General features: G+C 62.2%; 20 protein-coding genes. 14 read left to right on the top strand and 6 right to left on the bottom strand.

From position 1 onward, the window contains the following. The 3 genes from C1717_RS08770 to trxA form a co-directional block, all read right to left on the bottom strand. A complete protein-coding gene (locus C1717_RS08770) occupies positions 1 to 2,424 on the bottom strand; it encodes a glycyl radical protein (RefSeq protein WP_102372807.1) in 2,424 nt (807 codons plus the stop codon). Between the two features lie 165 nt (positions 2,425 to 2,589). Beyond that, a complete protein-coding gene (locus tag C1717_RS10995; RefSeq protein ID WP_425430945.1) occupies positions 2,590 to 3,102 on the bottom strand; it encodes a 6-phosphogluconolactonase in 513 nt (170 codons plus the stop codon). A gap of 362 nt (positions 3,103 to 3,464) precedes the next feature. Further along, entirely contained in the window at positions 3,465 to 3,785 is a 321-nt protein-coding gene (gene trxA, locus C1717_RS08760; RefSeq protein WP_102372805.1) for a thioredoxin, read from the bottom strand. Positions 3,786 to 4,008: 223 nt separating this feature from the next. Between trxA and C1717_RS08755 the strand changes: the two genes are divergently transcribed. Beyond that, positions 4,009 to 4,596: a hypothetical protein gene (locus C1717_RS08755; protein ID WP_102372804.1), complete on the top strand. Its 588-nt coding sequence runs from the start codon at positions 4,009 to 4,011 to the stop codon at positions 4,594 to 4,596. Between the two features lie 372 nt (positions 4,597 to 4,968). Here the strand turns inward: C1717_RS08755 and C1717_RS08750 are convergent, their stop codons facing one another. Next, a complete protein-coding gene (locus tag C1717_RS08750; protein ID WP_102372803.1) occupies positions 4,969 to 5,154 on the bottom strand; it encodes a DUF362 domain-containing protein in 186 nt (61 codons plus the stop codon). Between the two features lie 608 nt (positions 5,155 to 5,762). On the opposite strand from C1717_RS08750, the gene dnaK reads away from it, so the two are divergent. The 13 genes from dnaK to C1717_RS08685 all read left to right on the top strand — a co-directional run bounded on the left by dnaK (position 5,763) and on the right by C1717_RS08685 (position 20,444). Beyond that, on the top strand, positions 5,763 to 7,670 hold the full coding sequence (gene dnaK, locus C1717_RS08745; RefSeq protein ID WP_102372802.1) for a molecular chaperone DnaK: 1,908 nt from the start codon (positions 5,763 to 5,765) through the stop codon (positions 7,668 to 7,670). A gap of 2 nt (positions 7,671 to 7,672) precedes the next feature. Continuing rightward, on the top strand, positions 7,673 to 8,521 hold the full coding sequence (locus tag C1717_RS08740) for a nucleotide exchange factor GrpE (RefSeq protein ID WP_102372801.1): 849 nt from the start codon (positions 7,673 to 7,675) through the stop codon (positions 8,519 to 8,521). A 151-nt stretch (positions 8,522 to 8,672) separates the two neighbouring features. Next, a complete protein-coding gene (locus tag C1717_RS08735; protein WP_102372800.1) occupies positions 8,673 to 9,629 on the top strand; it encodes a DnaJ C-terminal domain-containing protein in 957 nt (318 codons plus the stop codon). Between the two features lie 47 nt (positions 9,630 to 9,676). Further along, positions 9,677 to 10,087: a heat shock protein transcriptional repressor HspR gene (locus C1717_RS08730; RefSeq protein WP_102372799.1), complete on the top strand. Its 411-nt coding sequence runs from the start codon at positions 9,677 to 9,679 to the stop codon at positions 10,085 to 10,087. 238 nt (positions 10,088 to 10,325) lie between these two features. Next, positions 10,326 to 11,504, top strand: a complete 1,179-nt coding sequence (locus tag C1717_RS08725) for an NAD(P)-dependent malic enzyme (RefSeq protein ID WP_245859585.1) — start codon at positions 10,326 to 10,328, stop codon at positions 11,502 to 11,504. 214 nt (positions 11,505 to 11,718) lie between these two features. Continuing rightward, complete coding sequence (locus C1717_RS08720) at positions 11,719 to 14,460, top strand: sigma 54-interacting transcriptional regulator (protein ID WP_180965899.1); 2,742 nt, start codon at positions 11,719 to 11,721, stop codon at positions 14,458 to 14,460. Positions 14,461 to 14,506: 46 nt separating this feature from the next. Further along, positions 14,507 to 14,992 carry a PTS sugar transporter subunit IIB gene (locus tag C1717_RS08715; protein ID WP_102372797.1) on the top strand — a complete coding sequence of 162 codons (486 nt, stop codon included), beginning with the start codon at positions 14,507 to 14,509 and terminating at the stop codon, positions 14,990 to 14,992. Positions 14,993 to 15,010: 18 nt separating this feature from the next. Further along, positions 15,011 to 15,790: a PTS mannose/fructose/sorbose/N-acetylgalactosamine transporter subunit IIC gene (locus C1717_RS08710; RefSeq protein WP_102372796.1), complete on the top strand. Its 780-nt coding sequence runs from the start codon at positions 15,011 to 15,013 to the stop codon at positions 15,788 to 15,790. Beyond that, positions 15,783 to 16,646 (top strand): PTS system mannose/fructose/sorbose family transporter subunit IID, encoded by an 864-nt coding sequence (locus C1717_RS08705; RefSeq protein ID WP_102372795.1) that lies wholly within the window; start codon positions 15,783 to 15,785, stop codon positions 16,644 to 16,646. The genes C1717_RS08710 and C1717_RS08705 overlap by 8 nt, the downstream gene beginning before the upstream one ends. Positions 16,647 to 16,735: 89 nt before the next feature. After that, a complete protein-coding gene (locus C1717_RS08700) occupies positions 16,736 to 17,962 on the top strand; it encodes a hypothetical protein (protein ID WP_102372794.1) in 1,227 nt (408 codons plus the stop codon). Next, on the top strand, positions 17,959 to 18,363 hold the full coding sequence (locus C1717_RS08695) for a PTS sugar transporter subunit IIA (protein WP_102372793.1): 405 nt from the start codon (positions 17,959 to 17,961) through the stop codon (positions 18,361 to 18,363). Before C1717_RS08700 ends, C1717_RS08695 begins: the two co-directional genes overlap by 4 nt. 165 nt (positions 18,364 to 18,528) lie before the next feature. Further along, positions 18,529 to 19,107: a xanthine phosphoribosyltransferase gene (locus tag C1717_RS08690; protein ID WP_102372792.1), complete on the top strand. Its 579-nt coding sequence runs from the start codon at positions 18,529 to 18,531 to the stop codon at positions 19,105 to 19,107. Further along, positions 19,107 to 20,444 (top strand): nucleobase:cation symporter-2 family protein, encoded by a 1,338-nt coding sequence (locus C1717_RS08685; RefSeq protein ID WP_102372791.1) that lies wholly within the window; start codon positions 19,107 to 19,109, stop codon positions 20,442 to 20,444. The genes C1717_RS08690 and C1717_RS08685 overlap by 1 nt, the downstream gene beginning before the upstream one ends. An 81-nt stretch (positions 20,445 to 20,525) precedes the next feature. Here the strand turns inward: C1717_RS08685 and C1717_RS08680 are convergent, their stop codons facing one another. Together C1717_RS08680 and C1717_RS08675 are read right to left on the bottom strand one after the other, a co-directional pair. After that, positions 20,526 to 21,332, bottom strand: coding sequence for an energy-coupling factor transporter transmembrane component T family protein (locus C1717_RS08680; RefSeq protein ID WP_102372790.1), 807 nt, complete (start codon positions 21,330 to 21,332; stop codon positions 20,526 to 20,528). Next, positions 21,316 to 23,130 (bottom strand): ABC transporter ATP-binding protein, encoded by a 1,815-nt coding sequence (locus tag C1717_RS08675; RefSeq protein WP_102372789.1) that lies wholly within the window; start codon positions 23,128 to 23,130, stop codon positions 21,316 to 21,318. The genes C1717_RS08680 and C1717_RS08675 overlap by 17 nt, the downstream gene beginning before the upstream one ends. Positions 23,131 to 23,135 lie beyond the last annotated feature (5 nt).

Genomic DNA, 23,135 nt, shown 5'->3' with positions numbered 1-23,135 from the left:
CTAGAGCGAGAGCTCGGTACGCTCGATGATGGCATCCTGGGTCTCTGGCATGAGCGTGTTGAACAGCGCGCAGTATCCGGCTACGCGCACCATGAGGTCCATGTGGTCCTCGGGGTGCTTTTGAGCATCGCGCATGGTCTCGGTATCGAGGACGTTGAACTGGTTGTGGAAGATGTTCTTGTAGCGCATCGTCTCGATGAAGTTGGTAAACTTCTCCAGGTTATCCTCGCCGGCGAGCGAACCGGGCGCAAAACGCATGTTGAGCAGCTGGCCACCGGCCATGCGCTTGTTGGGGAGCTTGGAGACCGAGTTGATCACCGCGGTGGGGCCGTTATGGTCGGCACCGAGGCAGGGCGAGCAACCCTCGTTGAGCGGCTTGCCGGCAAGGCGGCCGTCGGGCGTGGCGCCCACGTCGAAGCCGTTGGGCACGTAGCTTGTGATGTTGCTCGTCGACATCGAGTAGCGGCAACCGATGGGACCCTCGCCGGCACGGTCGGTCGAGTAGTTGGGGATGAGTGCGAGGTAGCTTTCGTACACATCAGCCACGATGGGATCGACGTAGTCATCGTCGTTGCCGAACTTGGGGACGTTGCGGCACATCTTGCGGATGCGTGCGCCCTCGGGTCCCTCGAAGTTATCGTGCATGGCACGGCGCAGCTCATCGAGGGTGAGCTCCTTGTCCTCGAAGACGAGCTTCTTCACCGCGGCGAGCGAGTCGCCTACCACGCTCATGCCGATGTTGGATTGGCTCACGTAATCGTACTCGGAGCCGCCGTTCTTAAGCGTCTTGCCGCGCTCGAGCACATAGTTGATGGTGCAGCTGGCAAAGGCGTCGGCGTCGTGGTACTTAAGCGAGCGGTCGCAGACCTTGTCGCAGTCGACGGCGAGCTTCATGTAGAAGTCAAGCGCCCAGCACCATTCCTTCCAGAGCTCGTCGTAGTCGCGGTACTCGACCTCGGTGCCCTCTTCGCCGTTCACGCTGAAGAGCTGGATGCCGGTCTCGGGGTCGCAGCCGTTGTTGAGGATGATCTCCAGGATCTTGCCGAAGTTGATATAGGTCATGCCCGTGGCGCGGTGGCCCCAACGGCCCGGGATGGCGGTCTCGACGCAGCCCATGGACGCGTAATCGCGAGCGACGGACTCATCGACGCCCTCGAGCGTGAGCATCGCGGGGATGACGACCTCGTCGCAGAACATGGAGGGCATGCCGTAGCCCTTGCGGATGAGGCGCGCGGCATCCTTGATGAGGGAATGCGGGGTGTGCTTGGAGAAGCGCACCGACAGGTTGGGCTCGGGCAGGCGGCTCTGGTTCATGGCCTCGAGGCAGAGGTAACTCAGGTCATTGGTGCCATCGGTACCGTCGGGCCGCATGCCGCCCACCATGAGGTTCGAGTAGAGCGGATAGCCGCAGCTGTACTGGGTATGACCCCAGGGACGAATCTTGTTCAGGCTGTTGGTCATGATGAAGAAGTGCGTGATGATCTCGAGCGCCTTCTCGCGGGTAAGTTTACCGGCTTCTATATCGGCCTGGTAGTAGGGCCAGACGTACTGGTCGAAGCGGCCAAAGCTGAACGAGTGCCCATTGGACTCGATCATCATGAGCGTGTGGGTGAGGTAGACGCACTCAACGGCTTCGTAGAAGTTGCGGGCGCCGCCCTCCATGAAGGTCGCGAACGTCTTGCCGATGAACTCGAGCTCCTGCTTGCGCTTGGGATCGGTCTCGCGCTCGGCGTCCTCGAAGGCGAGTTTGGAGAACCGCTTGATATAGCTGAGCGCGGCGTTGTTGGCGATGATCGCCGCCTCGTAGAAGTCGCGCTGCTCCTGGGTGAGATCAGGCTTCTCGAGCTTCTCCTGGGCGATCTTCACGAATCCGCCGTAGCCGTGCTCGAGCACGAAGTCATGATTGGGGATGATGTGGCCGTCGCCGGACATCGAGATGCCCCCACGGTGGAGGACGCCCTGCTTCTCGGCCTTGAAGTTGATCTCGGGGAGATTGCGCAGGACCTCGTCCTCGTGGGTGATGCCTTGCCAGTAGGGCTGCAGCGCGCGCAGGCGGTCCTTGGTGTCCTCGGTGATATGGAACATGTCCCCGCGACGATGCTCGAACTCGTCGAGCTCATCGATAACCCAGTTGAACGAGTACTCCGGGAAGATCGGGGCGGCGAAGTTCTTGCTCGCCTGGTTGCCCACGATGAGCGAGTCGGGCTCGATGTAGATGGTCATCTGGGACAGGATCGCATCGAGTGCCTTGGCGCGGCGGATCACGATCGGCTCGCCCTCGGTCTCCTGGTAGCTCTTGGTGATGATCTCCGCGCGCTCGGGGCAGATGGTGGGCGTGCGGTGCTCCATACGGTGCTGGAGCCTATCTATGCGCTCGAAATCGCAGTCATCGTTTTGGGGCTTGAAGCTGAGGAACGATTCCATGTGGCCTCCCTTACCATAGGGCCTCTACTAGGTTGACAATAACACAAAGCAACGCTTATCAAAGTGTGAAACTGTGAAATATTGAGATATCGAGAAAGAAGTTCACAACGGATGCGATTGCTAGCACGGGACGACTCCGACATGTGCGTTCAGGGAGCCGTCCCGTCAAGATGATCCGGTGCATGTACAGTGCCCACGAAGCCACGCGTTGCCGAGCCGTCCCTGCGAGATGCTATGGGCGCTGCCGGCAACCGTCTTCTCGCTCAGGCGTTCGAGATGCGTATAAGGGTGCAGGCTATCGGCAGGCATGTTGAAGCAGATGTGCCCGTCGCGCCCGATGCCGAGGAAGATGAGGTCGAACCCACCGGCATCCTGGATGAGCTTTGTGTATGCAGCGGCTGCGTGCTCTGGGACGGGGTCGAGTGCGTCAGGCGCAAAGGTGCGTGCGCGGTCTACATCGACCTGGCTGTAGAGCAGCTCGTCGAGGAAGTGGTAATAGCCCTGAGGGTGGTTGCGGCCGAGGCCAAGATATTCATCCATGTTGAACAGCGAAGCCTTGGCGAAGGAGAGGCCTTCTCCATGATGCTTGCGAACGAGATCCTCGAGTACATGCACAGGGGTTGAGCCCGTAGGCGGGCTCAAGGAAAGCTCGGGCTTCTCGCGAAGCGCGGTACTGATGATCTCTGCGACGTAGGAGCTTGCTTCCTTGTTCGGTTTCCTTGACCACGACCTTCATGCGGATTCCTTTCCCAGATAGTGAACGGGGCAAGAATGATAGCATGAAGTAACGAGAAACAACAGAAATAACTGCAACAAAATGATTCTTATCGTTAAAGAACGATACAATTAACAACATGAATCATCACGGAGGCATCGTGTCATACGCTGTGGACGCACATTTTGGCATGCAGAAAGCCGTGACGCCTCTGCTCTAGGCCTGGATGACCTCTGCATAAAAAGGGCGGGTCGCCTTGTTGGAGACGACCCGCCTAGGAACAGATTGCCATGCTTGAAGCTGGTAGCTGAGATGTGCCCGACGCTTACAGATACTTCTCAATCTCAGCCCTCAGCTGCGGCTTGGGCATGGCGCCCACCGTGCGGCCGGCCTCCGCGCCGTTCTTGAGGACGATGAGGGTGGGGATGGACATGACCCGGTACCTCATTGCGATGTCCTGGTTCTCGTCCACGTTGCACTTGGCAACGAGGACACGGCCGGCCAGCTCCACCGCAAGCTCATCGACGATCGGGGATACGGTGCGGCAGGGTCCGCACCAAGGCGCCCAGAAATCCACGAGCACGGGCAGATCGGACTGAAGAAGGGTTTCGAAATTCTGGGTGTTTACGTTCACGATTTCGGACATGGTTCCTCCTGACAGGGTGCGCCTCGCTTCAACGGGGCGCGGGATATGCGGTCGATGGCGTTATACCCACTTGTACTTTGAGGGTTGCAGATGGTTGGAGCGTTTGGGGCACGCTGGTCGTCGCGTCACCGAGAGTTCGTCCCGATTACGGCTTTGCGCGAGCGCTTCGGCATCACGCTTCGCCGTACAATGGATACCTCAGGCTCACGAGGAACGGAGCGACATGGCGATATCGACTTCGGAATACACGAATGCCCTGGCTGACGCGTTGGAGCTCGAGCTTGCAGCGCTCACGCGTGCGGGCGTGCGAATCTGCGGGAACGCGCTGTCGCCTGTAGCGCTGGTAAAAGGTGAACTGAACGAGGCGGAGCTCGCTGGTGAGGACTTGCTTTCTGGTGCAGATGGAACGGCGCTGAGGGCGGCGCTCGAGCGGCTCGGCTACGCCCCTGAGGAGTTCTGCGCCGTTTCCGCCGTCGCAGGTAAGGCGGAGCCGGGCGTTGAGAATGCCATCGCATGCGGCGAGATGCTCCCGCCGACGCTTTTCAGGGAGGCGGTCGAAGCGCTCGATTCCGAGGCTGTTATCTTGCTCGATGAGGTCGCCGCCCAGGTGATGCGCGAAGCCTATGCGAGCGAGCTTGCCGAAATCGAGCAGTTCGATGTTGCCATGCTCGAGCCTGGACTGGTGGCCCACGTGCTCGGCAGGCGGGTTCTCGCACTTGGCGGATTCGAGGCGTCCCTCTCGGATGCACGGGAAAAGCAACGTATGTGGGCCTATCTCAAGCTGTTGCCCCCGGCGGGTGCACCCTACTAGCGTCAGACCATCGGTCGCTGATCTATACGTCGGAAAGCGGCCTATCGTACGAAAGATCCATTATGGCGAAAGCGCTTCGTACGATTTCTGCACTATTGAGTAAATGAATCGTAAGATATCTGCACTATCAAGAAGTGATCGTAGGAATTCTGCATCGCTAAAAATAATATCGTAATAATCATGCAAAACTGCATAGCTCATCGTAAAAATAATAAGAAAATATATATAAAAATGAATTTATACAACGATATGAACTTAAAAACTGCAATTTTCTTACGATAAGCATTCTTATACGTAATCATAGAGTGATAAAGAGAAGGGCCCCTGAAGGGGGCCCTTTTGGTGCCACAAGGCATGTGGTTTAGCGAGGTGCTAGTCCTCAGCGATCTCGGTAATCGCGCCAGCCGGGCAATTGTCCTGGCAAACGCCGCAGGCGATGCAGGAATCCTCGTCAACCACGGTGGCGACGTCCTGAAGCTCGAGAACGCCCTGGGGGCAGTCGTCGACGCAGACACCACAGGCGATGCACTCGTCGGCATCAATAACGGGATGGGCCATAGTATTCCTCCTCTGATCGCACTCGATGCATTTGGCGAAAAGCACATCGAGTTTTTGATGGCGTAAACATACCACGCACAAGACGCATTGCAAGCCTCGGCGCCTGTCTTTTTCTACCGTTCACCGAGTTAGGTACATATAACTTAGTAGGCGGGAACGCTAGCTGGGAAAGGAGGCTTTTCGATATCAACGAGGCATGCATGTTGGTTCTGCGCCAATACGATTGAAGTGTTGAAATGAGGCCTGTCCATGTTGATGTCTGAATAGTTCTTCGACGGAAGGTGACGGTCGTAGGCTATTTCAGCGTGTCGGGTTGTTTGAATGAGACGATAAAAGGCCGATCGCTTCATGCTCTCAGAGGGCGTAACGTACAAGTGGGGGCTTCCTTGCGACGAATTGATTCAGATGCGCACGATATGCGTGCTGCCTGCTGGTTTATTCATGAGATTACCTATCGTTGCGTGCAATAAAAAATCTTATATGTGTTGACTTAGATTTTGTGAATCGCCGAGTATAACCTGTGCGCCAACGGGATATGATAAGGAGCGAACGAACAAAAGAGCAATGTTTCGCATCTGGCGGGACAGCTCAAAAGGAAGGGAATTTCCATGGGCAACAAGATTCTCGGTATCGACCTGGGTACCACCAACTCGGCGATGGCTGTGTTCGAGGGCGGCAACCCCACCATCATCGTTAACGCCGAGGGCGACCGCACGACCCCGTCGGTGGTCGGCTTCCGCGCCGGCGGCGACCGCATCGTGGGTAAGGCTGCTAAGAACCAGGCCGTGACCAATCCTAAGAACACCGTATTTTCCATCAAGCGCTTCATGGGCCGTCGCTACTCTGAGGTTGCCTCTGAGATTAAGACCGTTCCGTATGAGGTGCACGAGGGCCAGGGCGGCCGCGCCGTGGTGCACATCGACGGTGAGGACTTCACGCCCGAGCAGGTCAGCGCCATGATCCTGCAGAAGATGAAGACCGACGCTGAGAAGTACCTCGGCGAGACCGTGACCGATGCCGTCATCACCGTGCCTGCCTACTTCAACGATGCCCAGCGTCAGGCGACCAAAGACGCTGGTAAGATCGCTGGCCTGAACGTCAGGCGTATCGTGAACGAGCCGACTGCGGCCGCGCTTGCCTATGGCTTCGACAAGGGAGGCTCGGATCAGCGCATCCTCGTCTTCGACCTGGGCGGCGGCACGTTCGACGTCTCGATCCTCGACCTTGCCGATGGTGTCTTCGAGGTCCTTTCGACCGCCGGCGACAACCATCTGGGTGGCGACGACTGGGACCAGCGCGTCATCGATTGGCTGGCCGACAAGTTCCAGGCCGATAACGGCATCGACCTGCGCCAGGATCCTATGGCACAGCAGCGCTTGAAGGAGGCGGCCGAGAACGCCAAGAAGGAGCTCTCCGCTGCTCAGCAGGCAACCATCAACCTGCCCTTCATCACCGCAGACGCCACCGGCCCCAAGCACCTCGACTACACGCTTACCCGCACCGAGTTCGAGCGCATCACGCACGACCTGCTCGAGCGCTGCAAGGCGCCGGTCACGAACGCCCTGCGCGACGCCGGCCTCAAGCTCTCCGACCTTACCGAGGTCATCCTAGTCGGCGGCTCGACCCGTATGCCTGCTGTCCAGGAGCTCGTGAAGAACATGACTGGCAAGCAGCCGAACATGTCCGTGAACCCGGACGAGGTCGTAGCCTGCGGCGCATCCATCCAGGGTGCCATCTTGGGCGGTGACTCCACCGTGGGCAGCGACATCCTTCTGCTCGATGTGACCCCGCTGTCGCTCGGCGTCGAGACCATGGGCGGCATCATGACCAAGATGATCGACCGCAACACCACCATCCCGACGTCTAAGACCGAGATCTACTCCACGGCTGCCGACAACCAGACCTCCGTCGAGATCAACGTCCTTCAGGGCGAGCGCGAGCTGGCGCGCGACAACAAGTCGCTCGGCAAGTTCCAGCTCACCGGTATCCCGGCCGCGCGCCGCGGCGTGCCGCAGATCGAGGTCACTTTCGACATCGACGCCAACGGCATCGTGAAGGTCTCCGCTAAGGACAAGGCCACCGGCAAGAGCCAGGAGATCACCATCTCCGGTTCGACCGCGCTTTCCGACGAGGAAGTCGACCGCATGGTCAAGGACGCCGAGGCGCACGCCGAGGAGGACAAGCGCCAGAAGGAGGAGGTCGAGGTCCGCAACCAGACCGACAGCCTGGCCTACTCCACCGAGCAGACTCTTTCCGAGCTGGGCGACAAGGTTCCCGCCGATGTGAAGAGCGAGGCCGAGACCGCTATCGCCGACGCTAAGAAGGCCCTCGACGGCACGGATGTCGATGCCATCAAGAGCGCTGGCGACAAGCTCCAGGAGATCGCCTACAAGCTGGCGCAGATGGTCTATGCCGATGCGCAGCAGTCCTCTGGTGACGCTGGTGCCGCCGGCTCCGCGGATGACGACGTGGTCGATGCCGACTACGAGGTCATCGACGACGATCAGGACAAGTAATCATGTCCGCTCAAGACACTCGCACGGAGGCGGCCGCTACCGCCGCTTCCGCTGACTCCAAGGAGAAGGATGTGAAGATCCCCGTAGAGGCGGCTGAGGAAGCCGAGGCGCCCGAGATGCCCTCCGAGCAGGTGGAGCATGAGGAGGAGACTCCCGAGCAGGCGGCTCGCGAGCAGGAGCTGAGCGAGGAAGAGATGGTCGAAGCGGCCATCCGCGCTGGTGAAGAGGCCGCTCAAAACGACTTCAAACTCAAGTACGAGCAGGTAACCGCCGAGCTCGCTGAGGTTCGCCGCCAGCTTTCCGAGGCAGAGGATGCCCAGAGTGCAGCCGATGCCAAGGTCAAGGAGGCCCAAGATCGCGCGACCCGCGTGCAAGCGGACTGGGAGAACTTCCGCCGCCGCACGGCAAGCGAGCGCCTCGCCGAGAAGGAGCGCGCGACCGAGAAGCTGGTCACGGCGCTGCTCCCGGTGATCGATGACATGGAGCGCGCTATCGACCATGCCCGTACGCAGGAGATGGACGAGGCGTTCTCTCAGTTCGTCGACGGCGTGGAGGCGGTGCACGCCAAGATGCTCGATGTGTTCGCGCACGAAGGCGTTGAGCCCATCGATCCCAAGGGCGAGGCCTTCGACCCGCTCGAGCACCAGGCCGTGGGGCGCGTCGAGGATGCGGGCTCCTATGAGGAGACCGTGCACGATGTGTACCAAAAGGGCTACCGCATGGCCGACCGCGTGCTACGCGCGGCTATGGTCACGGTAACGTACGGCGGCGAGAAGCGCCCCGAACCAGAGCCCGAGGCTGATTCCGAGGAGGCGCCCGCAGAAGCGCCTGCCGAGGATACGCAGGAGTAAGGAGAAGGGCTCCGGGGCGCAGGCTTCGGAGCCCTTTCGGTGGGACGGCGGAGATGGGCCGATTGCCCCATCGTGTGCAGCATGAACAACAGAGAGCGCACGTGGGGCACTCGATCCCGCTCCCACGGTCCTAAAGGAAAGGAGGCAGGCGATGCCGCAGGCGACAAAGACGTTCTATGACGTGCTCGGTGTGAAGCGCGACGCCTCCCAGAAAGAGATCAAGACGGCGTTTCGCAAGCTCGCGCAGAAGTATCATCCCGACGCGGGCGGCGACGAGCAGAAGTTCAAAGAGATCAGCGAAGCATACGAGACCCTCTCCGACGAGACGAAGCGCAAGGAGTACGACCAACTGCTCATGTTCGGCGGCATGCCGGGGGCAGGCGGCGCTGGTGGCGCGTATACCTATGCCGGTGGCGCGGGTGCCGGCGATTGGGGCGATATCTTCAGCCGCATCTTCAACGGAGATGGCGGTTTTGGCGGAGACTGGTCGGCTGGGTTCGGCGGTATGGGTGGCCGCGCGTCGAGTCGCCCGCGCCAGGGCAGCGACATCTCCCTCACGATCGATGTGTCGGCGGAGGACGCGTTCCGCGGGGTTGCGCGCAAGGTGATCTATCGCATCCCCTCGACTGGTGAACAGCAGACCGTCATGGTCACGGTGCCGGCGGGTGCTGTGGATGGCGGACGGGTCCGTTTGCGCAGTAGGGGCGAGTACGGCACCAACGGCGGCGGTCGCGGCGACCTCATCGTGACCACGCGTGTGGAGGAGCACCCCCTGTTCAAGCGCAAGGGCGCCGATGTGACCATGACGCTTCCCATCTCGGTGTACGAGGCGGCGTTGGGCTGCCAGGTCGACGTACCCACGCCGGGTGGCAAGACCGTTCGTCTCAAGGTGCCCGCGGGCACGCAGACGGGCAAGACCTTCCGTTTCAAGGAAATGGGCGCTCCGGATGTGAAGCATCGCGGACGCACCGGCGCGTTGCTGGTGACGGTCGAGGTGCGCACGCCTTCGCGGCTGACCGACGAGGAGCGAGCAGCGTTCGAGAAGCTTCGCGCGGCAGACGCTCGCGATTACCGCAGCGGGGTCGACCGCTACCGCGCGACGTTCTAACATGATGGCGGCGGCCACCCGGTCGCCGATGAGGTTTGGGGACCGATATGGCAGACGATTCGAGAAACAAGCCGCTGTACATGATCAGCGTGGCGGCGGAGCTCACGGGCATGCACCCGCAGACCCTGCGCGTCTATGAGTCGAAGGGCCTCGTGAACCCCAAACGCTCGGGGGGCAACACGCGTCTGTACTCGCGCGCCGATATCGAGCGGCTCGAACTCATCAACCAGCTCACCGACGAGGGCATCAACCTTGCCGGCGTGGTGCGCATCCTGGATATGAAAGAGCGTGCCGAGGAGCGTGAGCGCGAGGTCGAGAAGCTCCGCGCCCGGGTACGCGAGCTTGAGGAGCAGGTGCACGAGTACCAGATGCAGAAGAAAATCACCGCGCTTGTTCCGCGTGGCGGATCGGCGGATCCTGAGCAAGTGCTCAAGGGCCTGCTCGGCGGCGGCATCTAGGTGCTCGGCGTCTAAACCGTTCCAGCATACGTGGATATTGGAAGTTTGACGGGGCGCTGCCGAGAGGCGGCGCCCTCGCCGTATCATGGCGCGTCGAATGTCTCGATCACGTGTCGAAAACAACGGGGGTGCACGGCCGGCGCACGGGCTGTCCGTATACTCACATTGAGCGATGGCGGAACGCCTCGCTTGCAGGCAAGGCGCCTGGGGTACCGGTGTGCGATACGGGAGGTCGAACATGACGGACGACATGGGAACGTCGGCATCGCTTAGGATGCACGAAGCATGGCAGGGCAAGGTCGAAGTCGTGAGCAGGGTGAGGCTCGACGACCCCGAGACGCTCGCCATAGCATATACACCCGGCGTTGCCGAGCCCTGCCTTGAGATCTCGCGGGATCCCGAGGAATGCTGGCGCTATACGCGCCGAGGAAACCTGGTCGCGGTCATCACCGACGGCTCGGCGGTACTGGGTTTGGGCGATATCGGCCCGGTTGCCGGTATGCCCGTCATGGAGGGCAAGTGCGCCCTGTTCAAAGCGTTCGCAGACATCGACGCATTTCCCCTGTGCGTTGACACGCACGATGTTGACGAGATCGTCCGCTGCGTCCAGCTCATATCTGGCAGCTTTGGCGGCATCAACCTCGAGGACATCGCCGCCCCGCGCTGCTTCGAGATAGAGCGCCGCTTGAAGGAGGTCTGCGACATCCCGGTGTTCCACGACGATCAGCACGGCACCGCGGTGGTAACGTGCGCCGCCCTGCGCAATGCTTGTCGGGTGACCGGCCGCGATATCTCTCAGGTGCGCGTGGTCATCTCGGGCGCCGGCGCGGCGGGGGCGTCGATCGCAAACCTCATGCTGCGCATGGGCGTGACCGATATCACCCTTTCCGACATCGATGGGGTCGTTTACGCGGGGCGCCCCGGTCTTTCGGGCATGCTTGCCCAGCTGGCCGAACGTACCAACCCGCGGGACCTGCGCGGCACGCTCGCCGACGCCATGGTTGACGCCGACGTCTTTGTAGGCGTGTCGGCGCCCGGCATCGTCTCGCGCGACATGGTGCGCTCCATGCATGCGGAACCCATCGTGTTCTCGATGGCGAACCCCGTTCCAGAGATTATGCCGGATGAGGCGCTCGCCGCCGGTGCGGCGATCGTTGCCACAGGTCGCTCGGATTACCCCAACCAGATCAACAACCTGCTGGCATTTCCCGGCATATTCAAGGGTGCGCTGGCTGTGCGCGCTCGCGACATCACCCAAGATATGCTCGTGGCGGCTGCAGATGCCATCGCTGGGCTGGTGGGCGACGACGCGAAGCGTGACCTGATCATTCCGAGCCCCTTTGACGAGCGGGTTGTGCCGGCTGTCTCCAACGCGGTGATGGCCTGCGCCCGCGAGACGGGCCAGGCGCGCCGGTGACCCCGTGCTTCGCAGCGTTCTGTTTGACGCTGCTGCAGTAGTCCCTCCTTTACATAGCCGCGATGCCCGGCACGTGTCGAGCATCGCGGCTCATTTGTGAAGGAATGTCGCCCACGTGACGAAAGCGAACGGCATGTGGCGAAAGGTTCCATTGTCGCAGGATGGTTCGGGCAAGCCCCGTACAGTTGGAGACGCAGAAGGGAGGACTGCCTCGATGAGCATCCCGGAGACACAAAAAGACGTGCTTGCGTATCTCGATGGCATCACGCGTGAGATCGACCGCTCGCGGCTCGATCGGTTCACGACCGCATCCATCGCAAGCGCGCTCGCGGTTTCCCGCAACCTCGCGAGCCAGTATCTCAACGATCTTGTTCGGGCGGATTTGGCGGTCAAGGCCGGCAGCAAGCCCGTGTACTACTTTCATCGGCGCGATCTTGAGCGCTACATGCAGGTTGGCTTGGACCGCTCGACGTTCAGCTCGGTGGACAGCCTGTTCTCGCAGAGCAAGCCCGCGGCACCAGATTTTGAAAGGGCAATCGGCAGCGAGCTGTCGCTGTCTGCCTGCATCGACCAGATTCGCGCCGCCATGGTGTATCCGCCCTGCGGGATTCCCGTCTTGCTGCTTGGCCAATACGGTACGGGCAAATCGCTGTTCGCCGAGCTCGCATTCGAATATGGCGTGCATCAGGAGATCCTTCCGGCATCCTCGCGCTTCGTGCGCATCGAGTGCTCCCATTACCGCGAGGATGCCGTTCGTTTGGTCGACGAGCTGTTTGGTGATGGCGAGAACGATGGCCTGCTTACAGCCGGCGACATCGGCCTGCTCTACCTGAAGGACATCGATCAGCTGCCGGTCTCCATGCGCGAGGTCATCGTGTCGCGGCTCTGCCCAGAAGGAATTCGCGCCAATCAGGCTGATGGCGCCCATGGCGTGCGCGTCTTCTTCTCCATGGCGGGGGAGCGCGATTCTGCGGAAGCGCGCGAGCTCATCCGGCGCCTTCCGATCATGGTGTACCTGCCCCCGCTGCGTGACCGTACGCCGGAGGAGCGCGAGGAACTCATCTTGCATTTCCTGAAGCTCGAGGGCCGGCGCATGGGCACGGATGTGTTCATCAGCAAGGGCGCCTTCCATCGGTTGGCCGAGGCCGATTACGATGAGAACGTTCGCGGCATGCGTGCGGCGATCACGGCTTGCTGCGCCGAGGCGTTCCTGCGGCTCGAGGGCGATCGCCTGCAGATCCGCACCTACCAGCTGCCGGATGAGATCATAGATGGTGCGCCGGTGACCCACGATGACGAGGATCTGCAGCTCATCGATGTTACCCGGACCGCCGCCGTCCAAGGCAGCGAACACGAGCTGCGCCTGCTGTCGCCGATGATCGAGTCGTGGGACCTCTATTGCGCGGGTAGCATCACCAGCGACGAGCTGGCCGACCGCATCATGCGCAGCACGCGTGACTATGAGGACTACCTGGTATTCGAGGACCAGCGCCTGCTGGCGCGCTCGGGTGCCTACGGGCACGTGGTCGATGAGATCATCGATGGCGTAAACAGCCTGTACTCCATCAACCTTACCAAGAAGAGCGCGCTGGTGGTGACGCGTGAGGTCTGCAGCCAGATCTGGCCTTCGATGCAGCTTGCGCACTGGAAAGCTGAATACGCGTCCGATCTAGCCGCACTGTTCTCGACGGTCTTTCCGCATCAGGAGTTCTGCTCATCGGTTGCCGACCGCATCTCCATGGAGCTGATGCGCACGCTGGGCATCGAGCTCGATGCCCTCACGCGTCTGCTGATCGCTGCGCACGTGGACGCTGCGCAGGTCGAGCCGGGCAGTCGGCGCAGGTTGGGGATCATCCTGGCGCACGGGTACTCGACGGCGACCAGCTTGGCCGATGCCGCGAACCGCCTGCTTGGCACGCGTGTGTTCGAGGCGATCGACATGCCTTACGACCAGCAGGTGCGTGATGTCATAGGCAAGCTGCAGCAGATTATCGACCACTTCTCGTTCTGCGATGAGCTTGCCATCCTGGTCGACACGGGGTCGCTGCGCGACATCTACAAGGACCTCCAGGCGTTCTCCGACAAGACCATCGGCATCGTCAACAACGTGTCGACCGGGCTCGCGCTCGAGGTGGGTGTGGGGTTGATCGCAGGCCGCTCGCTGGACGAGGTGCTCGAGAACGCTGTTTCCTCATGCGTGTGCAGCTACCGGCTGGTCCAGCGTTCCGTGCGTCAGGACGCGATCGTGTTCTGCGCCGAGGGCGGCATCGAGGCAGCCGAGAAGATCAAGGAGCTTATCAGCCAGAGCCTCGATCCCGCTGCGGACGTGCGCCTCGTGGCTCGCGACTTCCGGCAGCTGGTGGACAACGGCATCAATGATTCGGTCTTCTCTCGCTTTGCGGTGCGTGCAGTGATCGGCACGAGCAACCCGCAGCTGGTCGGCGTGCCCTACATCGCACTCGAGGACCTCATCGCTGGTAGGAGCGATGTCCAGGTCGACCGCGTCTTCTCGCGGTATCTGGACCCTGAGGGCTTGGGGGCGTTCCGGCGCAACCTCGTTAAGAACCTGACGCTGCGCAACGTCGTGGAGTCGATCACTATCTTGAATCCGTCGAAGCTCTACTCAGAGATCGAGCGCGCTGTTGGCACGCTGCGGCTGCTGACCGGAGCGCCGATCGAGAGCCGAATGATCGGCCTGTACGTGCACCTGTGCTGCCTCGTCGAGCGGCTCGTGACGCGCACGCCCATCGAGAGCTGCGACGATGAGACGTTCGAGCGCGACCATGCTGATTTCATCGAGGCGTTCCGCGAGAGCTTCGCCGATATCTCCGCCCACTACCACGTCGAGGTGCCCGTCGCCGAGATCGTGTACGCATACGACTACATCTACCCGCAGCACGCCCTGCGCAAGCGTGCATACCCCATGAACGGATCCGTTGGCCAGGAAGATGAATGAGCGGCCCGTTCCCGCTCAGGCAGACAGGAAAGGAAAGGTGAGAGGTTTGAGCATCGTTGCAGCACGCATCGACAACCGTCTGCTGCACGGCATCGTCGCCACGCAGTGGGTGCCGGAGTATCGGCCCCAGCGTCTCATGGTGATCGATGACGAGTACGCAAACGACCCGACCAAGAAGGCCGGCATGCGCATGGCCAAGCCTGCGGGATTGGCGCTGTCGATCATCTCGCATGAAACGGCGATGGCCAATTTCAAGGCCGGCAAGTATGACGACCATACCGTGTTTGTGATCGCACGCGACCCGCAGACCATCCTGGACGTGATTGAGTGCGGCCAGACCATCCCTGAGCTCGTGCTCGGGGGCACCGTGACCCCGCCGGAGGGCACCGCTGCCCGCCAGGTGAGCCGTCGCGCGTATGTGCTCGAGTCGGACATCCCGGTCTACCGTGCCATCGGCGCCACCGGATGCAAGATGTCGGTCCAGTACATCCCCGCCGACAAGGCGGAATCGCTCGACGCGTTGATTTCATAGTGAAAGGAGATGGGATAGATGGAACTTTCGATCGTCCAGATCATTCTCGTCGCTCTCATCGCAGGTATCTACCGTTTCGACCGTATCGGTACGCAGATCAACGGCCATAACTGCGTGCTGTGGGCCACGCTTGCCGGTTTGGTCATCGGAGACCCCTTTACCGGCATGCAGATCGGCGCGACCTGCATGCTCATGTCCCTCGGCGTCGCCGCCCTTGGCGGCTCGTCGGTGCCCGACTACATCATGGCGGCTATCGTCGGCACGGTCGTGACCGTGACGACCGGCCAGGACATGAGCGTCGGCCTGACCATCGGCATCGCCGTCGGTCTGCTGTGGGTGCAGATCGACGTCATCGTCAAGACGCTCAACATCTTCATGGCGCACAAGCAGCTCGATTTCGCACATAAGGGCAACTACGGCATGATGAAGGCTGTCACCTGGATCGGACCCGTGCTGTTCTGCGTGGGCGAGATGCTTCCCGTGCTGATCGTCATGCTCATCGGCGGCGACGCCGTGAATGCGGTGCTCAACGCCATGCCTGCTTGGTTCACCGGTGGCCTCTCGATCGCCGGCGGCATCCTGCCCGTTGTCGGTATGGCCATGCTCTTGAACTACATGCCGGTCAAGCAGTTCTTCAGCTTCGTGGTCATCGGCTTCGTGCTCTCCGCCTACCTGGGCCTGGGCATCCTGCCGATCGCCATGCTCGCTGGCGCTGCGGCCTACGAGTACTACAAGTCCCATGCCGCCGCCCCCGCTGCCGCCGCCCAGACCTCGGAAGGAGTGCTCGAAGATGAGTAACGAGACGCTTAGCAGCCAGACCGAGCCCGAAATCAAGGTCGGTCCCAACCCCGATGGCTCCTTTGATCCCGTCCTGACCGATAAGGATCTCGAGAAGTGCGGTCGCCGCTGGAAGATGGCGGTCATGGGCTTCAACTACGAGACCCAGCTCGCTCCGTCCGTGATCTTCGCCGAGGCGGATGCCCTGCGCAAGATCTATGCCGACGACGAGGAAGGCTACAAGCGCTCCCTCGAGAACGCCGGCCGCTACTTCAACGTGACCCCGCCGGTTGGCGGCTTGCTGCTCGGCGCCGCGCTGGCCATCGAGGACAAGCAGCACAACCAGGGCCTCGAGGCAGTTAACGACCTCAAGGTCGGTCTCATGGGTTCCATGTCCGGCATCGGCGACTCCATCCTCTGGACGCTCGTGCCAACCGTCATGGGTTCCATCGCGGCATACATGGCACAGGAGGGCAACCCCGTCGGCATCTTCCTGTGGCTCGCCGTCGGCCTCGTCATCTTCTGGTGGTCGCTCAACAACTGGAAGACCGGTTATAAGTTCGGCACCTCGCTGATCACGACGCTCGCCGACAAGATTCCGGTATTCACCGAGGCGATGAGCGTGCTCGGCCTTACCGTCGTAGGCGCGCTCATTCCGTCGGTCGTCAGCATCACCGTCGGCCTCACCTTCACCATGGGCGACGTCACGCTGAACTTCCAAGAGGGCATCCTCGACATGATCATGCTCGGCATCATGCCGGTGCTCGCAACCTGGATTGTGTACGTGCTGATCAAGCGTCGTGTCAATCTGATCGCCATCATCGTGGCCATCATTGTCATCTCCATGGTCTGCTCGGCATTCGGCATCCTGGTGTAGATTCGGAGCCGCTTAGGTGCTTTCGCGGAGGGGTGGCCGCTCCGCCCCTCCGCCCGCATGCTATGGGTTCCTAGTTCTGGAGGTCTACGATGATCAAGGTGGCAACCACCTGCGTGCGCATCACGCCAACGGGTGTGTTCTACATGGATGGCTACGGCAGCGATGAGCGCAGGCTGCCGGCGCTCGGGGTCCATGACGACGCCTATGCGGTGCTGCTCCTCGTCGAGGTAGATGGCACGCGCACCATGTTCGTGTCGCTCGACGTGTGCAACATCAACCGCTCGCGTACCGAACGGCTTCGCGAGCTGCTCTGCGAGGCGCTTGAGATCGACGATGAGCATCTCGTAGTGAGCACCATCCATTCCCACTCGTGCCCCACGAGCCTGCGCGAGGGGGGTATCACCGGCAAGGAGACCCTCGGCTGGCCGGAGATGGTCTGCGGCCTGGTGGTGCAGGCGGCAACCCTTCTTCCCGATGAGCTCGTCGAGGCGAGCTGCGAGGTGCTGCGCACCCATGTTCGCGGTTGGTACAGCAACCGCAATTCGAAGGACAAGCCTTTCGACGACGAGGTCTTTGTCGTGAAGTTTGTGGATGCGGCTGGGGCCACGGTCGCGGGCATGCTGAACTTCAACTGCCATGCCACGGTGGTGGGTCCCAAGAACCGCTACCTCACGACGGATGTCCAGGGCGCGGTCCGAGCTCGAATCGCCGATTGGATCGGGGTTGTGCCCTATACCTTTACGGGGGCATCGGGCGATTTGGGCAACCGGCAGTTCCGCAAGGGAAACGACTTCGCCGAGCTCGCTCGCGTTTCGTGCGGCATCGCCAACGAGATCATGCGCGGCTCGTTCGAGCCGATCGAGCTCTCGGCGCCCGCGGTGTCGGTGTTCCACCAGGACATCGACTACGACAACACGGTGTATTGGCCCAGCTACCGCGAGAAGGTTGCCGAAGCCCAAGCCGTGCTCGACGATCCGGAGGCGAGCTTTGATGCGAAGAAGCTCGCGCGCACCGAGGTGACTCGCCTCACGGAGCGCCAGCAGATCGAGCGCATCGCGTTCCCGATCGACATGCGCACCTACGACTTCGGCTCTGTCGTGTTCGTCACGTTCCCCGGTGAGCTTGGCTCCACGCTGGGCATGCGCATCAAAGCGATGTTCCCGGGCAAAGTGGCCATTGTGATAGGCTATGCGAATGACGGCCAGGGCTACTTCGTGCCGGCGGGCGATTTCGGCCTCGGGTACGAATCATTTGTGACGAAGCTACCCGAAGGCGGTATCGAAAACGTGCTAGACGCATTCGGGGGACAGGTATGAGGCGGATCGTCATAGCTTCGCATCATAGGTTTGCTGCGGGATTGAGGGACACGCTGGAGTTCATCGGCGGCGACCAGCTGGGCATCGTCGATATCAACGCCTATGTGGACGAAACGTCTCTTGATGACCAGATCGCCGAGGTGTTCGCCGGATTCGATCCCGATGACGAGGTCTTGGTGTTCACCGATATGATGCAGGGCAGCGTGAACCAGGCGTTCCAGCGCTACATCGGGGACAAGGTCTTCGTGGTCACCGGCGTCAACGTCCCATGCGCCCTCGAGCTCGCCGTCGCCGGCGGGCAGCTGGCTTACGAGGACATCGCCCGTACGGTCCAGAGCGCCCGCGACCAGCTGGTGTTCATGAACGAGTGCATCTCCGTCGTGGATGAGGATGACGAGTAGCGCATCATGAGAGGCTCATGCACCCTTTACGAGCGGCCCCGGCACCTGGTGCCGGGGCCGCTTGCATGATGCGGAGACAACTCTTCCCGTATAATCTCATCATCTGCGGTGCCCGGCACGCGGGCGCGATCGGCCCGTTAGCGGGCATGGGCGAGATGGGATGCCATGAAAGAGCTAGAGGAGTACATCAGCCGGTACGGAACGGTGAAGGAGGGAGATGTCCTCAAGGTCGACACGTTCCTCAACCACCAGTGCGATGTGGAGCTGTTCGACCGCATGGGCGTCGAGTGGGCGCGTCTCTTCGCGGGCAAGCGCATCGATAAGATCCTGACGATCGAGGCCTCGGGTATCGGCATCGCATGCGTTGCCGCGCGCAGCTTTGGTAACGTCCCTGTTGTGTTTGCCAAGAAGTACCAGTCCATCAACTTGGATGGCGAGCAGTATGTGACGAGCATCCACTCCTTCACCAAGCAGCGCGACTACCACGTCATCGTGGCGAAGAAGTTCCTGAATGCCGGCGAGCACGTTCTGCTCATCGACGACTTTCTGGCAAACGGCTGCGCCCTGAGGGGCCTTATCGAGCTGTGCGAGGAAGCGGGTGCGGTGGTCGAGGGGATCGGCATCGCGATCGAAAAGGGCTTCCAGGGCGGCGGCGACCGTCTGCGCGAGCGCGGCTACGACCTCCAATCGCTTGCCATCGTGGAAGAGATGGACCCCGTGACCGGCACGATCAGGTTCCGCTGATGGCGGCGCGCGATACACGCTCCGAGCGCGTCGACACCGCGCAGGCGCTCGGGGACTTCTACGCGGATATCTCCCTTGCCCAGGGCTTCCCGTATGGGCTACAGCACGTGCTCGCGATGTTCGTCGCGAACCTCGCTCCGATCTTCATCGTGGCGGCAGCGGCGGGGATGGACGCCGAGCAGTCGTCGGCGCTCATCCAGAACGCCTTGCTCATGGCCGGTTTGGGCACGATGATCCAGCTCTTCCCCCTTTGGCGCGTGGGCGGGGCTCTGCCTATCGTGACGGGTATCAGCTTCACGTACGTCTCGGCGGTCGTCGCCATCGTTGCCGCGCAGGGCTACGGAGTCGCCGTGGGTGCCATCATCGCGGGCGGCCTCATCGAGGGGGCGCTCGGTCTCACGGTGCGCTATTGGCGTCGTGCGGTGCCGCCCATCGTATCGGCGGTCGTGGTGACCTCCATCGGCTTCTCGCTCCTTTCCGTCGGAGCGGAATCCTTCGGCGGAGGTTCCGGTGCCGAGGATTTCGGCAGCTTGCAGAACCTGCTCCTAGGCCTCATCTCGCTTGTGGCCTGCCTTGCGTTCCAGAGTCTTGCCAAGGGGACGAAAAAGCAGCTTGCGGTTCTGTTCGGCCTCGTGGTGGGATATGTCGCCGCGCTCGTGCTCGGCAAGGTCGACCTGAGCGCCTTCCAGGGGCTCGCTCCAATCTCGATCCCGCAGGTGCTCCCGGTCGCCCCAGAGTTTGATCTGGGCGCCATCATTTCGGTGGGCCTGCTCTACCTGGTGAGCTCGGTCGAGGTCATGGGCAACACCACGGCGCTTACCAAGGTGGGATTCGACCGTGAGCCCACCGACCGCGAGATGTCCGGTGCCATCACGGCTGACGGTGTGGTCTCCTCCATTGCCGGCATCTTCGGTTGCTTGCCCATCACCTCGTTCTCGCAGAACGTGGGACTGGTGGCCATGACGCGTGTCGTGAACCGCCGGGTCATCGCCTGCGGCGGGGCCATCCTCATCATCGCTGCCTTCGTGCCGGCGGTGGCAGCCATCTTCAACTCCCTGCCCGAGGCGGTTCTGGGCGGGTGCACGATCATGATGTTCGGCAACATCGTGCTTTCGGGTGCCCAGATGATCGCTGACGCGGGGTTCACGCAGCGCAATATACAGATCGCCGCGCTCGCGCTCGCCTCGGGTATCGGGTTCACGCAGGTGCAGGGTATCTTCGCGGCGTTCCCGCCTATCGTGCAGTCCATCTTTGGGAGCAACTGCATCGCGGTCGCATTCGTGGTCGCCGTGGTGGCGAACCTGCTGCTGCCCAAGGAGCAGGCCGACGAGGAATAAGAGCCCCCGTTCGATAGGATGCGAAGGCCGCGCGCTATCTTGCAGCGTTCGCTCGCCGTGCGGCTAGGGGTCGTCCACTTGCTATCCGATGAACTTGAGCGCTGCGAGCATGATGAGGTAGGTCGCAAAGAGCGCCGCCGCTGCGCCGTCATGGCGGATGTCGAGACGGAGCGCATGATAGTGCGTGCGGCCTGTTCCTCCCGTGTAGCAGCGCGCATCCATCGCGCGGGCGAGATGCTCCGCATGGCGCAGGGCGCTTGCGAAGAGCGGAACCACAAGCGGCACGCATGCACGCGCATAGGCCAGCGCGCCCTTGCCTTCGAGCGCCGCTCCGCGAGCCGTTTGCGCCACCGCGATATGCTGCGCCTCCCGCGCCAACGTGGGTACGAAGCGCAGCGCGATCGAGAGCACCAAGCAAAGCTCGCCGACGGGCAGCCCGAGACGCGTGAGCGGCGACAGGAGGCGCTCGGCGGCATCGGTGAGCGCCATCGCCTGCGTCGTGAGCATGAGGAGCGACCCCATGAGCAGCAGCAAGAGGAACCGCATCGTATAGAAGGCCGCTGCGGCGATGCCCCCGCTGTGCAGCGCAAGCGGGCCCAGTGCGACAACGACCTCGCCGGTATGCACGAAGAAGAGGTTGAGCAGGGAGGTCAGCAGCAAAAACGCTATGACCGGGCGGATCTGCGCGAGCAGCCTCCCCAGCGGCACCCGGGCGGCGAGGATGGCCCCGATGCAGAAGGCACCGGCGACCGCGAGGGTCGCGATGTCGTCTACGAACAGGCAGCTCACCATAAAGAAGATAGCGATCAGGAGCTTCACGCGCGGGTCGAGCGCATGGATGGGCGAGGCAACCGAGTAGTAGCTCCCCGCGCTAACGCGTACGCCCATGGAGCACCTCCTCGACGAGCTCGTCCAAGGTAAGCGGTTCGGACGCGAGCTGAGCTCCTTGCGACGCGAGTACGCGTGAGAATGCCAGCGCGTCCGGGATGCCCGGTAGAAGGTCGCTGTTGTTCAGGAAGAGGTCGCGCGGCGTTCCGATCGCAGCGACTGCGCCGTGGTCCAGGGCGACCACGCGGTCGGCCAGCTCGGCAACGTCATCCATGGAATGGGTGACGAGCAGGATGGTCGATCCGTTGGTCTTGAGCGAGCCGATGAGCTCCTTCATGCGCGCTCTGCCGCGTGGGTCGAGTCCCGCCATGGGCTCATCAAGGACCAGGAGCGGCGTCTCCATAGCGAGGACGCCTGCGATGGCGACGTTGCGCTGCTGCCCGCCTGAGAGCGCAAAGGGCGAGCGCGCGATGAAGTCCGGCGCGGTGGGGAGGCCCACTGCATCGAGCGCCCGAAGGACGCGTTGCTCGACCTCGGCTTCGGTGAGGCCGAGGTTGCGGGGGCCGAAGGCGACATCTTCGAAGACGGTCGCGGCGAAGAGCTGGCGCTCGGGGAATTGCCCGACATATCCGATGCTCGAGCGAATGGCCGAGCGCCGTTCGAGGTCGGTCGTATCGATGCCGTTTACGCGGACGGTTCCCGCGTTGGGTACCTTGAGCGCGCAGGCGAGTTCGACGGTAGTCGATTTTCCTGAGCCCGTGCGGCCGATGAGGGCGGTAAGGCTGCCACGGGGCAGCGCGAAGCTCACGTTTGCGAGCGCAAGCGGGCCGCGTGGCGCCGCCGTGCGCGATGCCCGCCCGCGCAGGCGCGCGAAGAGCCCCGGGCGCCTGCGCGGATCGTGCTCATCGGCGTAGGAGAAGGTCGCCCGTTCGAAGGTGACGGCGTCGTTGCCGTTGCGCGCGACGCTGCTGCCGGCAGCCGCGGGGACGGTTTCAGCGGTAGCAGCGACCGTGGTTGTGGTTGCGAGCCGCGACGCAAGCGCGCCAGCGAGCTCCTCGGCATCTGCCGTGACCGGAAGGCCGGGAACGGCGTCGCTGAGGCGCTCGACGAGCTGTATGGTGAACGGCAGCTCAAGGCCAAGAGCGCGGATGGCATCGCGTTGGGAGAAGACGTCGCCGGGGGTGCCGTCGAGCGCCACGCGGCCCTGGTCGAGCGCGATGACACGGTCAGCGCGCAAGGCGTCGTCCATGAAGTGGGTTACATGCACGATCGTGATGCCTCGCGCAACGAGGTCTGCGGCTATGCGCTGGATGGCGGCGCGACCGGGGGCGTCGAGCATCGCCGCCGGCTCATCGAGCAGCAGCACGCGCGGCTGCATGGCAAGCGCTCCGGCGATGGCGACCCGCTGGCGCTGCCCGCCCGACAGGTCGGCAGGATCCGCTTGGGCGAGCGCCGCCATGTCGACGGCAGCGAGCGCTTCATCGACGCGGCGGACGATCTCTCGCTGGGGTACACCGAGGTTTTCAGGGCCAAACGCCACGTCATCGGCAACGATGCTCGTAACCATCTGATCGTCCACGTGCTGGAACACCATTGCGGCTTGCCGACGGATCTCGATGAGGCGTTCGGGTTCGGCAACCGGGTCGATTCCAAAGATGCGGGCACTGCCCTCGGTGGGAGCAACGAGCGCATTCATGATTTGGACGAGCGTCGACTTGCCGGAGCCATTGCCGCCTAGCACGCAGGTGTAGGTGCCCGCCTCGATGGAGAGCGAGATGCCGCGCAGCGCCTCGTCGCCTGGCTGGTCGCTATATGAGAAGCGGACGTTTTCGAGCTCGATGATGGGTTCGTTTTCCATAAACC

The sequence above is a fragment of the Enorma phocaeensis genome, assembly GCF_900186505.1.
Taxonomy (GTDB): Bacteria; Actinomycetota; Coriobacteriia; order Coriobacteriales; family Coriobacteriaceae; genus Enorma; species Enorma phocaeensis.
This window is presented reverse-complemented; position numbering and strand designations above follow the sequence as displayed.

What these genes read in the sequence shown, in the direction of transcription:
- C1717_RS08770 (WP_102372807.1), bottom strand. Translation starts at nt 2,424, where the DNA reads ATGGAATCGTTCCTCAGCTTCAAGCCCCAAAACGATGACTGCGATTTC.
- trxA (WP_102372805.1), bottom strand. Translation starts at nt 3,785, where the DNA reads ATGTCCGAAATCGTGAACGTAAACACCCAGAATTTCGAAACCCTTCTT.
- C1717_RS08755 (WP_102372804.1), top strand. Translation starts at nt 4,009, where the DNA reads ATGGCGATATCGACTTCGGAATACACGAATGCCCTGGCTGACGCGTTG.
- C1717_RS08750 (WP_102372803.1), bottom strand. Translation starts at nt 5,154, where the DNA reads ATGGCCCATCCCGTTATTGATGCCGACGAGTGCATCGCCTGTGGTGTC.
- dnaK (WP_102372802.1), top strand. Translation starts at nt 5,763, where the DNA reads ATGGGCAACAAGATTCTCGGTATCGACCTGGGTACCACCAACTCGGCG.
- C1717_RS08740 (WP_102372801.1), top strand. Translation starts at nt 7,673, where the DNA reads ATGTCCGCTCAAGACACTCGCACGGAGGCGGCCGCTACCGCCGCTTCC.
- C1717_RS08735 (WP_102372800.1), top strand. Translation starts at nt 8,673, where the DNA reads ATGCCGCAGGCGACAAAGACGTTCTATGACGTGCTCGGTGTGAAGCGC.
- C1717_RS08730 (WP_102372799.1), top strand. Translation starts at nt 9,677, where the DNA reads ATGGCAGACGATTCGAGAAACAAGCCGCTGTACATGATCAGCGTGGCG.
- C1717_RS08725 (WP_245859585.1), top strand. Translation starts at nt 10,326, where the DNA reads ATGACGGACGACATGGGAACGTCGGCATCGCTTAGGATGCACGAAGCA.
- C1717_RS08720 (WP_180965899.1), top strand. Translation starts at nt 11,719, where the DNA reads ATGAGCATCCCGGAGACACAAAAAGACGTGCTTGCGTATCTCGATGGC.
- C1717_RS08710 (WP_102372796.1), top strand. Translation starts at nt 15,011, where the DNA reads ATGGAACTTTCGATCGTCCAGATCATTCTCGTCGCTCTCATCGCAGGT.
- C1717_RS08705 (WP_102372795.1), top strand. Translation starts at nt 15,783, where the DNA reads ATGAGTAACGAGACGCTTAGCAGCCAGACCGAGCCCGAAATCAAGGTC.
- C1717_RS08700 (WP_102372794.1), top strand. Translation starts at nt 16,736, where the DNA reads ATGATCAAGGTGGCAACCACCTGCGTGCGCATCACGCCAACGGGTGTG.
- C1717_RS08695 (WP_102372793.1), top strand. Translation starts at nt 17,959, where the DNA reads ATGAGGCGGATCGTCATAGCTTCGCATCATAGGTTTGCTGCGGGATTG.
- C1717_RS08690 (WP_102372792.1), top strand. Translation starts at nt 18,529, where the DNA reads ATGAAAGAGCTAGAGGAGTACATCAGCCGGTACGGAACGGTGAAGGAG.
- C1717_RS08685 (WP_102372791.1), top strand. Translation starts at nt 19,107, where the DNA reads ATGGCGGCGCGCGATACACGCTCCGAGCGCGTCGACACCGCGCAGGCG.
- C1717_RS08680 (WP_102372790.1), bottom strand. Translation starts at nt 21,332, where the DNA reads ATGGGCGTACGCGTTAGCGCGGGGAGCTACTACTCGGTTGCCTCGCCC.
- C1717_RS08675 (WP_102372789.1), bottom strand. Translation starts at nt 23,130, where the DNA reads ATGGAAAACGAACCCATCATCGAGCTCGAAAACGTCCGCTTCTCATAT.